The following is a 12,991-nucleotide window of genomic DNA, read 5'->3' as shown; positions in this document are numbered from 1 at the left end:
TCCCCAGGGTCACCGAAGACGAAGACCCAAGGGTGACCTGGCGACGCGAGACTTGCCCAACCGTTCTTGCAGCCGCGACACAAGAATTATTCGAATCATGCCACCATTGCGAGAAGAGGCCGAATCCCTCTGTCTGGGGCTGATGATGGGCCTCGTTCAGCCCGTCGAGGTCATCTCATGGGCCGATCGAGCGATTGCCGAAATGGCGAATCCACCGATCGAGGTCATCGACATTGCGACCTCGACGAGACAACCCTCGGACGAATTGGCCCGCCTCCTTAAGCGAGTCCCGGGTCCGGCCAACCTCACGGCGGCAGCTCATCGCGTCCTGGGCATCCTCCGGGCACGCCTGGTCGCCCATGACCTGGCTCTCGATTTCGTCGTCAATTCTCTGTGGATCTTCTCGATTGAGGCGACCATCCCAGAAGTCGAGCGGCGGGCGGCGTCGAACTTCAGCGACGAGTATGAGTGCCTCGACTATTACGGCACGGCGGAAAGCCTGAGGGATGAGGTCGTACGATTCCTTGCCGAGCATACTTCCGAGCCTGACGGTATCGCCTGACATACCGGTTCATGGCGAGAGTTCTCGCAGGAGCGAGTCGGCCCGCGCCGTCGCGGCGTGGACCTCGGCGTCGATCAGCAGAGACAGCTCGGCATGCTCCTCTTCGGTCAGCGACGGGCCTGCATTCGCGGCGACTTCCTTCCCGTCCATCAGCTCGCGCAATCGGTCCCGTTGGGTTGCGGTGAAGAAACGATCGGGAAGTCCCTCGGCCGGGAGTCTTCGAACAGCCGCTTTCAACTCGTCGACTCTCATGAATGCAGCCTATCGGCCCCCGGGCGAATGGGCAAGGACTCGTCCGCGGCCCGCGGCTGCAAGAGTCCCGCCTTCCCCGGCACCCGGTTGTATGGGCCCCCGCGTGCCCCTAGAATGATCTGGAGAGATGGCCCCCTCCCATCCGCCGCGCGAAGACGGCGCGGCGCGGTATGGCGCGGCGCGGAGGGCGGCTCGCGGTGCGCCCATCCGGGCCCCCCTCCCTCGACGCCCGATCCGCCCGGGCCGGGGGTTTCGTCATCGTCGAAACATCGACATAGAAGAGATAGGAACAATATTACCATGAGCGCGGTCGCCCCGATCCAGACCAGTCGGAGGCCGGCACCACGGACCCGACTGGCGAGGATGCTGACCTCCTCCATCGGCCTGAAGCTGATCATGGCCCTGTCCGGCGTGGTCCTCTCCGGGTTCGTGCTCGGCCACATGCTGGGCAATCTCCAGGTCTTCTCGGGGGCCGAGGCGATCAACGCCTACGGCGCCCTCCTGCACAAGGAACCCGCCCTCCTCTGGGCCGTCCGGGCCTTCCTGCTGGCCTGCATCGGCCTGCACATCTACGCCTTCATCGCGCTGACGCGGAAGAACCAGATCGCCCGGCCGCAGGCCTACCAGTCGCGGGTCTACCGCGAGGCCAGCTACGCCTCGCGGTCGATGAAGATCACCGGCCCGCTGCTGCTGGCCTTCATCATCTTCCACCTGCTCCACCTGACCGTGGGCAAGCCGGTCCACCCGGACTTCGTGGAAGGGGACGTCTATCACAACGTCGTGACCGGGCTCTCGGGGATCGTCGGCGTCATCTACATCCTGGCGATGGTCATGCTGGCGTTCCACCTCTGGCACGGGGTCTGGAGCCTCTTCCAGACGCTGGGCCTGCCCGAGGACAAGAACAAGTCCCTGGGGCGGCGGGTCGCCACCGTGTTCACCGTGCTGGTGACGCTGGGATTCATCGCCGTCCCGCTGGCCGTCCTCGCCCGGGTCGTCAAGTAAGCCAGAGAAGAGAAGATAAGCCAAGATTGGAGCCTCCCGTGGAACTCAAATCGAACGTCCCCCCCGGGCCGATCGAGACGAAGTGGACCAAGCACAAGTTCGACATGAAGCTCATCAACCCGGCGAACAAGCGGAAGTACTCCGTGATCGTCGTCGGGACCGGCCTGGCCGGCGGCTCGGCGGCGGCGTCGCTGGCGGAGCTCGGCTACCAGGTCTCCTGCTTCTGCTACCAGGACAGCCCGAGGCGAGCCCACTCGATCGCCGCCCAGGGCGGCATCAACGCCGCCAAGAACTACCAGAACGACGGCGACAGCATCTACCGCCTCTTCTACGACACCGTGAAGGGGGGCGACTTCCGGGCCCGCGAGGCGAACGTCTATCGGCTCGCCGAGGTCTCGGTCAACATCATCGACCAGTGCGTCGCCCAGGGCGTCCCCTTCGCCCGCGAGTACGGCGGCCTGCTCGCCAACCGGTCCTTCGGCGGCGCCCAGGTCTCCCGCACGTTCTACGCCCGCGGCCAGACCGGCCAGCAGCTCCTGCTGGGGGCCTACCAGGCGCTCCAGCGTCAGGTGGGCTTGGGCGCCATCAAGATGTACCCGCGGCACGAGATGCAGGAGCTCGTCGTCATCGACGGCCGGGCCCGCGGCATCGTCACCCGCGACATGGAGACCGGCGCGATCGAGTCCCACGTGGCCGACGCGGTGATCCTGGCCACCGGCGGCTACGGCACGGCGTTCTACCTGGCCACCTACGCCAAGGGCTGCAACACCACGGCCATCTGGCGGGCCTACAAGAAGGGGGCGGCCTTCGCCAACCCGTGCTTCACCCAGATCCACCCGACCTGCATCCCGGTCACGGGCGACCACCAGAGCAAGCTGACGCTGATGTCGGAGTCGCTCCGCAACGACGGCCGCATCTGGGTCCCCAAGAAGAAGGGGGACCACCGCGCCCCGGCGGATATCCCCGAGGACGAGCGCGACTACTACCTGGAGCGGAAGTACCCGAGCTTCGGCAACCTCTCCCCCCGCGACATCTCCTCCCGGGCCGCCAAGGAGGTCTGCGACGAGGGCCGCGGCGTGGGCAAGACCGGGCTGGGCGTCTACCTGGACTTCGCCGACGCCATCGGCCGCCTGGGCAAGGAGACCATCGGCGAACGCTACGGCAATCTCTTCGAGATGTACGAGCGGATCACCGATGAAGACCCGTACAAGGTGCCGATGCGGATCTACCCGGCCATCCACTACACGATGGGCGGCCTCTGGGTGGACTACCACCTGATGAGCACCATCCCCGGCTGCTTCGTCCTGGGGGAGGCGAACTTCTCCGACCACGGGGCCAACCGCCTGGGCGCGAGCGCCCTGATGCAGGGCCTGGCCGACGGCTACTTCGTCATCCCCTACACCCTGGGGAACTACTTCGGCTCCAACAAGTTCGACAAGATCGGCACCGACCACTCGGCGTTCAAGACGTCCGAGGCGTGGGTGACCGACCGGATGAAGACGCTGCTCTCGATCAAGGGGACGCGGACGGTGGACGACTTCCACCGCGAGCTCGGCAAGATCCTCTGGAACGACTGCGGCATGGCCCGCAACGACGCCAGCCTGAAGCACGCCCTCCAGGCCATCCCGGAGCTCCGCGAGCGGTTCTGGAAGGACGTCCGGGTCCTGGGGGAGAACGCGACGGTCAACCAGTCGCTGGAGAAGGCCGGCCGCGTCGCCGACTTCCTGGAGCTGGGCGAGCTGATCTGCCGCGACGCCCTGGAGCGCCGGGAGTCCTGCGGGGCCCACTTCCGCACCGAGTACCAGGCCCCCGACGGCGAGGCCCAGCGCAACGACCAGGACTTCTGCCACGTGGCCGCCTGGGAGTACACCGGCGACAACAGCCCGCCGATCCGGCACATCGAGCCGCTCGAGTTCGAGAACGTCCACCTGCAGACGCGTAGCTACAAGTAATCGCATCGCATCGCATCGCGAGCCCCGGCGGGCCGCCGCCGTCCTCACGGCACCATCGCGGCGGGCCCCGGGCGCACCGATCGACATATTTCACGCGGAGAGAGCGAACCATGGGCGGGAGTGGCGAGGAGAGGAAGATCAACCTGACGCTCAACGTCTGGCGCCAGAAGGACCGCAAGTCCGCCGGGCGATTCGAGACCTACAAGGCGCCCGGCATCAGCACGGACATGTCGTTCCTCGAGATGCTCGACGTGGTCAACGAGGCCCTGATCCTGGACAACAAGGAGCCGATCGCCTTCGACCACGACTGCCGCGAGGGGATCTGCGGCCAGTGCGGCGTGGTGATCAACGGCGACGCCCACGGGCCGCGGCGGGCGACCACGACGTGCCAGCTCCACATGCGGAGCTTCAAGGACGGCGACGTGCTCACCGTCGAGCCGTGGCGGTCCGGGGCCTTCCCCGTGATCAAGGACCTGATGGTCGACCGCTCGGCCTTCGACCGGATCATCGCCGCGGGGGGCTTCGTCTCGGTCCGGACCGGCAACGCGCCGGAGGCCAACGACATGCCCGTCCCCAAGCCGGACGCCGAGCGCTCCATGGACGCCGCCGCCTGCATCGGCTGCGGCGCCTGCGTGGCCGCCTGCCCGAACGCCTCGGCCATGCTGTTCGTCTCCGCCAAGGTCGGCCACCTCAACGCGCTGCCCCAGGGCGCGCCGGAGAAGTACAGCCGGGCCACCGCGATGATCGACCAGATGGACTTCGAGGGCTTCGGCTCCTGCACCAACCACGGCGAGTGCGAGGCCGTCTGCCCCAAGCAGATCAAGCTCGAGCACATCGCCCGCCTCAACCGCGACTACTTCGGAGCCACCCTCCGCATGAAGGAGAAGGTCGACGCCGTGGGCGGAGCCGGCTGAGGTGTAGGTCCGATCCGACGACAACCTGGAGGCCTCCCCGTGAGCCGCGTGCGGTTGATCCCCCTGGGCGTGGGCGAGGCCTTCTCCGCCTTCCACTACACCTCGTGCTACCTGCTGGGCAGCGGCGACGACTGGCTGCTGATCGACTGTCCGCACCCGGTCCGCAAGATGCTCCGCGAGGGGACGGCCGCGGCCGGCTGCCCGATCGACCTGGACCGGATCCAGGCCGCGGCGATCAGCCACCTCCACGCCGACCACTGCTGCGGGCTCGAGGACTTCGGCTTCTTCACGAAGCTGGCCGTCGGCCGCCGGGCGAGGCTGCTGATGCATCCCGACGTCTCGATTCGCCTCTGGGACGACGTACTGGCCGCCGGCATGGACGCCCCCGGCACCACCGGCGCCGCCTCGCCTTCCGCCCCGCCTCGCGAGCTCGGCGACTTCTTCGAGCTGATCGACCTCGACGAGGCCAGGCCGGTCCCATCCGGCCCCTTCTCGGTCGAATGCCGCAGGACGCTCCACGGCGTCCCGACCACGGCCTTCCGCATCTCGGCCGCCGGCAAGACCCTCGGCTACAGCGCCGACACGGCCTATGATCCGACGCTCATCGACTGGCTCTCCCCGTGCGACCTGATCATCCACGAGGCGACCACGCCCGGCCACGGCGGGATGCACACACCCTACGAGAAGCTCGCCGCCCTGCCGGAAGCCCTCCGCGCGAAGATGCGGCTGACGCACCTGCCGGACGACTTCGACGCCGCCTCCAGCGCCATCAGGGTGCTCCGCCAGGGAGAAGACATTCGGATCTAACCACAGAGGCACAGAGGCACAGAGAAGTCGGGAAAGGGAAGGATCCTAGAGGGAAGGAAAGGAACGGCCTGCAAGGGTGCGTTGTCGCCACGCCGAACGCCCCAAATAGATTCAGGAAGTCTTATGAGTTTCCCCATCCCTTCCCCTTTCCCTTTCCCCTCTTCTCTGTGCCTCTGTGGTTAGTCCGTTCGTTTACAACAGGTTCACCACCCGGTCGGCCAGCCCCTTCTCCCCGAGGATGACGTTGAGCTTGCCGCCGGCGATGACCTTCTCCAGGACCTCGAGCTCGCGGAGCCGCATCAAGGTCGGGTTGTCGGCCAGGAGCTTGGCGGTGTTGGCCTGGCTGCGGAGCGCGGCGGTCTCCTCGCGGCGGGTGATGAGGTTGGCCTCGGCGGCCTTGCGGGCCTCGATCACCCGATTCATGAGGTCCTTCATGTCGCCCGGGAGGATCACGTCGCGGATGCCCAGGCCCTGGATCTCCAGGCCGAGGGCCGCCAGCCGACCCGCGAGGAGCGACGCGGCCTCCGCGGCCACGGCGTCCTTGTCCGCGAGCAGGACGTCGAGCTCACGGCCGCCGACGACCGATCGCAGGGCGAGCTGGAGCTCACGGTAGAGGGCCTGCTTGTAGTCTTCGGCCGTGCAGACGGCCTTCCGCGGGTCGACCACGCGGTAGGTGGCGACGGCGTTGATCCGGAGCGTGACCTTGTCCGCGCTCATGAGCTCCTGGCCGGGGACGTCGATGGTCGCCTCGCGGAGGTCCACCTCCACGACGCGTACCTCGGCCGATCCCTTCCAGAAGGCCCACGGGCCCGGGTCGATCAACCCCGAGAACTTGCCGTCGAGGAAGAGCACGCCGGTGCAGCCGCGGCCCACCGAGCCGATCTCGAGCTGCTCCCGCGCCGACGGGTTCGCCAGGATCGCCCGCAGGTCCTCGTGCTCGAACCGCGGCCGGTCCGTGCTCACGACCTCGACGCGGACCTCGCGGAAGTTCGTCCAGTAGACATACGGCCCCGGCGGCAAGATCCGCCCGAACCGGCGGTCCACCCAGACGAGCGCCCGCTGGCCGTCCTCCAGGTCGAGCACCTGCGCCAGGCCCTTCAGCTCGGCCCGCTTCGCGATCAGGTCGAGCTTCTCGTGGACGAGGAACGGCGCCCGCTGACTGACGACCTGGACCTCGACGCGGCCGAACGGGTCGAACAGCCGGTGCGTCCCCTCGCCGAGCAGGCCGCGGAACTCGCCATTCCGGAAGTAGAGCCCCATCTCGTAGCTGCGGATTCGATACGTCTTGAGGAACATCACGGCACACCTCCCGGGCCGAGCCCGAGGTTTCCAGCGACAACAGGAGATCGCAATAGCGAGATGCCCTCGGAGGACGGGACGGCCGGCGGCCACGCGTCCGGTCGCGGAGTCGCGCCTGTCGCCCGCGTTGCCGACGGCTTGCCCCCCGGTGAGCGAGGGCCTTCCGCCGACGCGACGGGCGTTCCCGCGCGCTTCAGGGCGTCGGCACGCGCCGCCCCGACGATCGTCTCCGCCTCGCGCGAGCGCGACTTGGATCGGATCGACGAGGCCGGCCGGTCGGCCGCCCGTCCCCCTCGGGCTCAGTGGTGGAGACGTTTTCAACGTCCCGGTGCGGTGGACAGGAGTCGAACCTGTGACACCCGGGTCCATAGCCCGGTGCTCTACCTCTGAGCTACCACGATCCGGCCCCGCCCCGGTTTCGATCCCCTTCACGGGACACGCCCGGCCGACCGTTCTCACGGGGTCGAGCGCGCCGCGGGCCCGGCGAGGCCGTCCGCTCGCTTGCGAAGAAACGCCGGTGGGAGTCGAACCCACTTCTGCCGGGTTGCAGCCGGCCGCCCGCCCGTCTGGCTCCGGCGTTATCACGATCAGGCGAACGTGAGAGCAGACGTCGATCCCGACGAGGAAGTTCGCGCGGGGGCGGGAAATCCGTCGATCCTCCGGCGACTCACGGCGAATGAGCCCCCGCGACGCGCTGATACGTCACGAAGGCGATCGCCTTCCCGTCCGGCGACCAGCAGGGGACGTTGATCGTCCCCTGGCCGCCGAACAGCCGCGCCAGGACGTCGACCTTGCCGGTGGCCAGGTCCATCCTCCGGAGGGTCACGTCCTGGTCCTCGGGGTGGCCCTCCACGCCCTTCTCATAGCTCAGGAAGACCATGGTGCGGCCGTTCGGGGAGACGTGCGGGAACCAGTTGTTGAAGCCGTCGTCGGTGACGGCCTGCTGGTCGGACCCGTCGCCGTTCATCCGCCAGATCTGCATCGAGCCGCCGCGCACCGAATTGAAGTAGATGCGGCCATCCGGCGAGTACTCGGGGCCGTCGTCGAGCCCCGCCGCCGTGGTCAGGCGGGCCTCCGTGCCCCCTGCCGCCGGGATCGTGTAGATGTCGTACTCGCCGCCGCGACGGCCGCAGAAGGCCAGCGTCTTGCCGTCGGGCGACCAGCCGTGCCAGTAGGACGGGCCCGTCGGCGTGACCTGCCGCGGTGTGCCGCCTTCCACGGGCAGCGTGTAGATGAGCGAGTCCCTGGTCCCCTGAGTCTGGTCGCTGATCACCAGCGTCTTGCCGTCGGGCGAGACGCCGTGGTCGTTGTTGCACCGGGTGGCGAAGCCCGTGTCGATCGCGACCGGTTCGCCGCCCGTCGTGGGGACCCGGTGGATCCGTCCGCCGCCGTTGAAGATCAGCGTCTTGCCATCCGCCAGCCAGTTCGGGGCCTCGATCCGCCTCGGGACGACGTGCACGACGCTCCGATCCGTGGACGCCATCGTCATCGTCTCGAGCGTGCTGTAGAGCACCGGCTGCTCGGAAGGCGGCGGCAGCGGCGAGACCAGCTCGACGTTCGAGAAGACCGCCCGCTCGACCACGTCCTTGTTATGCGAACAGACGCCGATCCCGACGTAGAACGGCCCCTCCAGGACGATCCGCGTCGCCGCGCCGGAGAAGGCGAGGGGTCGGGAGCCGTCCCCGCCGGAGACGAAGAGGGTCGCGTACTTGCCGCGCTTCTCGATCCGGACGCGATGGGGCGCCTTGACGGCGGCCCGGACCTCCTGGGTCCGCTCCCCCTTCTCGGCCCGGAACTGGAGCGAGGTCAGGCCGTCGCCGTGGATGGCGACATCGACGTAGGCCGAGTCGGCATCCAGGCCCTGGCGGATCATCAGGCAGGCCTTGCGATGCGGGTCGGTCCCCGCGCCCTCGAAGGCGATGTCCGCGGCGATCGACGTGTCGCCGGAGACTCGTTTCCAGGCGAACTGGAAGGCATCGCGCGCGGCCCACATGTTCTCGCCGCTGCCGGCCAGCGTGTAGGCATTCCGCCCGGCGTCGAACGCGGACGAGCCCGAGTGCAGGACGTCGCCGACGTCGCCATGGCCCTCGAAGAGGCCGACCGGGCCGTCCCCGGCGGTCGCCCGGCCACACATGGCAAGGGCAAGCAACACCGTACCCATCGGCTTCATCAAGGGCGACATGGCTGATCTCCGGGGCGCGAGCGGGGGCGGAATCTCCGCCAGGATAACGCCGAGGCGAGCAATCCGCGCGGAAATTCCTCGCCCGATTCGTCCATCCTCCGTCCGCGCGCGTCCTGTATGGTGAGGATCGCGGACACGATCCGAACGACTTCCCGGCCCGGACGCTCGGCCGATGACCGAACCGACCGATGATGACACCGATTCCGACGCCGAGCTCGTCGCGCGATTCCAGCGCGGCGATCGCGGGGCCTTCGTGTCGCTCGTCCGCCGCTGGGAAGTCCCGCTGCTGCGGATCGCGGCGCGGGTCACCGGCGACGTCCACGAGGCCGAGGAAATTCGCCAGGCCGTGTTCGTCCGCCTCCTCCGCGCGCCCGGGGCGATCCGCGAGCCGGCTCGGTTCGCGGCCTGGCTCCGCCGCGCGGCCGTGAACGAGTCGATCGCCGCCGTCCGCAGTCGCTCGCGTCGTCGGAACGTGGTGGACCGCGCCCGGGCCCTCGCCCCGGCCGCCGCCGCGACCGGCCCGGATCCCGCGGAGGCGCTGGCGGCCCTCGACGAATCCGCCCGGCTGGCCGAGGCGCTCCGGTCGCTCCCGCCCGACGACCGCGCGTTGCTCTCGCTCCGGTTCGACGAGGGGCTGACCTTCGCGGAGATCGCCGACGCGATGGACGCCCCCGCCAGCACGATCAAGTCCCGCGTGGCCCGGCTCGTGGCCCGGCTGCGCATCCTGATCGCCGATGCGCCCGACGGCTGAGGTTCCCCATGAACTCCCCGCACGCCTCATCCGGCCCCGAGCCCGACCCGATCGAGGAGGACCTCCTCGGCCTCTTCGCCCGGACTGCGCCCGAGGCGTCGCCGACGGACATCGACGCCCTGTTCGCGAGGAAGAATCCCGAAGGGAGACGGACCATGATCCTGAAGCTTGCCGGCGGGGTGATCGCCGCGGCGGCCACCGCGACGTTCGCCTTCTTCCTGACCCCGGGCCATAGCGCCGCGGGCGTCAGCCTGGAGGAGCTCCAGCAGAAGGTGGCGGCCACGCGGACCCTGACCCACACCATGGTCGAACTCGTCGACGACAAGCCGCGCGAGTCGTCCCGGATGATGGTCGTCGCCCCGTCCCTGGTCCGCAACGAGATGGAGGGAGGCTACTCGATCGTCGATTTTCAGGCGAGGAAGACGATGCTCGTTCGCACGAAGGCAAAGTCCGCCATGGTCATCGAGGGGGCCGCCTTCCAGGTTCCCGAGCAGATCAACTTCTACGCCCTCTTCCGGGACATCGCGAAGGATCCGGTGCGAGTCCTCCCCGGCCGAGAGGTCGCCGGCAAGCCCGCCCTCGGGTTCGTCGTGAAGGTCAACGGACAGGAAGGCACCGTCTGGGTCGACCCGGAGACGAAGCTGCCGGTTCGCATCGAGATGGAGTGGAAGGACGGGGGCAAGCGCTGGGTTCAGGTCATGAGCGACTTCGTCTTCGACCGGCCGCTCGACCCCGCACTCTTCACCATGACCCCGCCGGAAGGCTTCACGGTGGAGACCCTCGGCGTGGCCGAACTCTCCCCCGAACCCGCGGAGGAGGACCTGGCGGCCCCGACGCTCACGCCGCTGGTGGGCATCGGCCCGGCGCGGTTCGGCATGACCGAGGAGCAGGTCGTCAAGGCCCTGGGCAAGCCCGATCGGGCGAGCACGGCTGGGAAGATGAGGCTCCTGTCCTATTACTCGCGCGGCTTCGAGCTCATGGTCCTCCCCGAAGGCCAGCCGAAACACGGCCTGTACTGGGCCGTCGCCCTCGGCCAGCACGGGTTCGTGATCAAGGTCCGCGAGTTCCGGGGCAAGACCGACAAGGGGATTGGCCTGGGCGCGAACCGGGATGACATCATCCGGGCGTACGGCCCGCCTGATCGCGAGGACGTCTCGCGCAACAAGGATGTCTTCAAGGACGCGGCGGATCCCGAGAAGCCGACCGGCCAGACGGGGCTGTCTTACGACAAGCTCCAACTGAACTTTGCCCTCTGGGAGGGCAAGGTCTACCAGATCCGGATCACGCCCCCGCCGCCGGCCGCGGCGAAGCCGGCGGGGGATCCGAAGGCGAAGTGATCGCGGCTTGCTTCTTCGGGCCAAGAGAAGCCGCGGCGACGGACCAGGGACGAGGCGAGACCCCTCTCTGGTCCCCTCCTCGCTGCGTGGGGAAGGGGACCAGGATTGGCCTCCTCGGCCCTTGCCCTGGTATCATCCTCTCCATGAAGCCGCTGCCCCACTCGTTCTACGACCGCCCCGCCGAGGACGTCGCCCCGGACCTGCTGGGCAAGCTCCTGATCCGCCGCGAAGGGAACGGCAAGCCGCGCCGAGTCGGCCGGATCGTCGAGGCGGAGGCGTACCTTGGGCCGCACGACCTTGCGGCGCACTCGTCGAAGGGCCGCACGGCGCGGACCGAGGTCATGTTCGGTCCGCCGGGACATGCGTATGTCTACCTGATCTATGGAATGTACAACTGCCTGAACGCCGTGACGGGCCCGGGGAATCACGCCTCGGCCGTGTTGCTGCGGGCGCTCGAGCCGGTCGAGAACATCGACGTCAGCGCCAGCGGGCCGGGCCGCCTCTGCCGGGCGCTGAACATCGACCGCACGCTCAACGGGCACGACATGAGGCGCGGCGGGCTCTTCATCGCCGAGCCCGACGAGCCGGCCCCGCCGTTCGAGATCGTCGCCGGCCCGAGGGTGGGCGTCGATTATGCGGGCGAGTGGGCGGCTCGCCCGCTGCGGTTCTCGATCGCGGGGAACCGGCATGTCTCGCGGCGGTGACGCGGCCGCCGCGTTGTTTTCCCGTCGGGGGCCTGGGATGATGGCGGCTGGCCGAGCGTGCCGCGGGGCCTCGCGGCATCGACGGGCCGTCCGGAGGATCCTCCCATGCCGACGAAGCCGCGCGTGCAGGTGACGCCCGATCACAATTTGGCCCTGGACCTGGTGCGGACCACGGAGGCCGCCGCGCTCGCGTCGGCGCGATGGGTGGGGCGCGGCGACAAGAACGCGGCCGACCAGTCGGCGGTGGACGCGATGCGGCTGCTGTTCAACTCGGTGCCGTTCGAGGGCGTCGTGGTCATCGGCGAGGGGGAGAAGGACGAGGCCCCCATGCTCTTCAACGGCGAGACCCTGGGCGCGGGGGGCGGCACGCCGTTCGACGTCGCCGTGGACCCGATCGACGGCACCCGGCTGGTGGCCAACGGCGAGGCCAATGCCATGGCCGTCGTGGCGGTCGCCCCCAAGGACACGATGTTCAACCCGGGTCCGTGCGTCTACATGGAGAAGCTCGCCGTCGGCCGCGAGGGGCGCGGGATCATCGACATAGGGGCGCCCATCGAGGTCAACGTCCGGATGATGGCCAAGGTCCGTGGCATGGAGCCGGAGGAGATCACCGTCGCCGTCCTCGACCGGCCGCGGCACGCGGAGACCATCGCCAAGCTCCGCAAGGTGGGCGCGCGCGTCTACCTGATCCGCGACGGCGACGTCGCCGGCGCGATCACGGCCGCCCAGCGCGGGACCGGCGTGGACCTGCTCTACGGCATCGGCGGCACGCCGGAAGGGGTCATCGCGGCCGCGGCGCTGAAGTGCCTGGGGGGCGAGATCCAGGGTCGGCTCTATCCCCGCGACGAGGCCGAGAAGAAGGCCGCGCTCGACGCGGGCTACGACCTCGACCGGATCCTGACCACCGATGACCTGGTCCAGGGTGACGACGTGTTCTTCGCCGCCACCGGCATCACCGACGGCGCACTCCTCGAGGGCGTCCGCTACACCCGCGACGGGGCGACCACGGAATCGATCGTGATGCGCTCGCGCTCGGGCACCATCCGGGTCATCCAGGCGGAGCACCGATGGTTCAAGCTCACCACGCTGTCGGGCTCGCGCTACGGCCCCGATCTCGATGCGCACCACGGGCCCGCCGCGGGGCGGCAACGCAGGGGTCATCGATCGGAGGACTAACAGGGCGAAGACAGGAGAGGTACTACCACGGATGACGGTCGAGTAGCGGAGGG

General features: G+C 68.8%; 12 protein-coding genes and 1 tRNA gene. 9 read left to right on the top strand and 4 right to left on the bottom strand.

Going from position 1 to position 12,991, the window contains the following annotated elements:
* Nucleotides 1-52: 52 nt before the first annotated feature.
* The gene (locus G6O54_RS13470; RefSeq protein ID WP_165226097.1) at nucleotides 53-562 is read left to right on the top strand and encodes a hypothetical protein; all 510 of its coding nucleotides are present in this window, start codon (nucleotides 53-55) and stop codon (nucleotides 560-562) included.
* Between the two features lie 9 nt (nucleotides 563-571).
* Here G6O54_RS13470 and G6O54_RS13465 read toward each other — a convergent pair whose 3' ends face one another.
* Nucleotides 572-712, bottom strand: a complete 141-nt coding sequence (locus tag G6O54_RS13465) for a hypothetical protein (RefSeq protein ID WP_165226095.1) — start codon at nucleotides 710-712, stop codon at nucleotides 572-574.
* Between the two features lie 402 nt (nucleotides 713-1,114).
* Here G6O54_RS13465 and G6O54_RS13460 point away from each other — a divergent pair, with 402 nt between their 5' ends.
* The 4 genes from G6O54_RS13460 to G6O54_RS13445 all read left to right on the top strand — a co-directional run bounded on the left by G6O54_RS13460 (nucleotide 1,115) and on the right by G6O54_RS13445 (nucleotide 5,489).
* Complete coding sequence (locus tag G6O54_RS13460; protein WP_165226093.1) at nucleotides 1,115-1,816, top strand: succinate dehydrogenase cytochrome b subunit; 702 nt, start codon at nucleotides 1,115-1,117, stop codon at nucleotides 1,814-1,816.
* 38 nt (nucleotides 1,817-1,854) lie between these two features.
* Nucleotides 1,855-3,768 carry a fumarate reductase/succinate dehydrogenase flavoprotein subunit gene (locus G6O54_RS13455; RefSeq protein ID WP_165226091.1) on the top strand — a complete coding sequence of 638 codons (1,914 nt, stop codon included), beginning with the start codon at nucleotides 1,855-1,857 and terminating at the stop codon, nucleotides 3,766-3,768.
* Between the two features lie 110 nt (nucleotides 3,769-3,878).
* The gene (locus tag G6O54_RS13450; protein ID WP_205678772.1) at nucleotides 3,879-4,682 is read left to right on the top strand and encodes a succinate dehydrogenase/fumarate reductase iron-sulfur subunit; all 804 of its coding nucleotides are present in this window, start codon (nucleotides 3,879-3,881) and stop codon (nucleotides 4,680-4,682) included.
* A gap of 39 nt (nucleotides 4,683-4,721) precedes the next feature.
* Nucleotides 4,722-5,489, top strand: a complete 768-nt coding sequence (locus G6O54_RS13445; RefSeq protein ID WP_165226089.1) for an MBL fold metallo-hydrolase — start codon at nucleotides 4,722-4,724, stop codon at nucleotides 5,487-5,489.
* 192 nt (nucleotides 5,490-5,681) lie between these two features.
* Here the strand turns inward: G6O54_RS13445 and G6O54_RS13440 are convergent, their stop codons facing one another.
* From G6O54_RS13440 to G6O54_RS13430, 3 genes are all read right to left on the bottom strand, one after another.
* Complete coding sequence (locus tag G6O54_RS13440) at nucleotides 5,682-6,785, bottom strand: slipin family protein (RefSeq protein ID WP_250846871.1); 1,104 nt, start codon at nucleotides 6,783-6,785, stop codon at nucleotides 5,682-5,684.
* 512 nt (nucleotides 6,786-7,297) lie between these two features.
* Nucleotides 7,298-7,368, bottom strand: a tRNA-Cys gene (locus G6O54_RS13435).
* A gap of 87 nt (nucleotides 7,369-7,455) precedes the next feature.
* Entirely contained in the window at nucleotides 7,456-8,970 is a 1,515-nt protein-coding gene (locus G6O54_RS13430) for a TolB family protein (protein ID WP_205678771.1), read from the bottom strand.
* A 172-nt stretch (nucleotides 8,971-9,142) separates the two neighbouring features.
* On the opposite strand from G6O54_RS13430, the gene G6O54_RS13425 reads away from it, so the two are divergent.
* The 4 genes from G6O54_RS13425 (at nucleotide 9,143) to glpX (ending at nucleotide 12,938) form a co-directional block, all read left to right on the top strand.
* A complete protein-coding gene (locus tag G6O54_RS13425; protein WP_165226085.1) occupies nucleotides 9,143-9,721 on the top strand; it encodes an RNA polymerase sigma factor in 579 nt (192 codons plus the stop codon).
* Nucleotides 9,722-9,729: 8 nt separating this feature from the next.
* Nucleotides 9,730-11,058 carry a LolA family protein gene (locus tag G6O54_RS13420; protein ID WP_165226083.1) on the top strand — a complete coding sequence of 443 codons (1,329 nt, stop codon included), beginning with the start codon at nucleotides 9,730-9,732 and terminating at the stop codon, nucleotides 11,056-11,058.
* 143 nt (nucleotides 11,059-11,201) lie between these two features.
* A complete protein-coding gene (locus G6O54_RS13415) occupies nucleotides 11,202-11,762 on the top strand; it encodes a DNA-3-methyladenine glycosylase (RefSeq protein WP_165226081.1) in 561 nt (186 codons plus the stop codon).
* A gap of 105 nt (nucleotides 11,763-11,867) precedes the next feature.
* A complete protein-coding gene (gene glpX / locus G6O54_RS13410) occupies nucleotides 11,868-12,938 on the top strand; it encodes a class II fructose-bisphosphatase (RefSeq protein ID WP_165226079.1) in 1,071 nt (356 codons plus the stop codon).
* The last annotated feature ends 53 nt before the right edge of the window (nucleotides 12,939-12,991 follow it).

Source organism: Aquisphaera insulae (assembly GCF_011064615.1).
GTDB classification, from domain to species: domain Bacteria; phylum Planctomycetota; class Planctomycetia; order Isosphaerales; family Isosphaeraceae; genus Aquisphaera; species Aquisphaera insulae.
The sequence above is the reverse complement of the archived record's forward strand: the minus strand, read 5'-3'. Positions and strand labels throughout refer to the sequence as shown.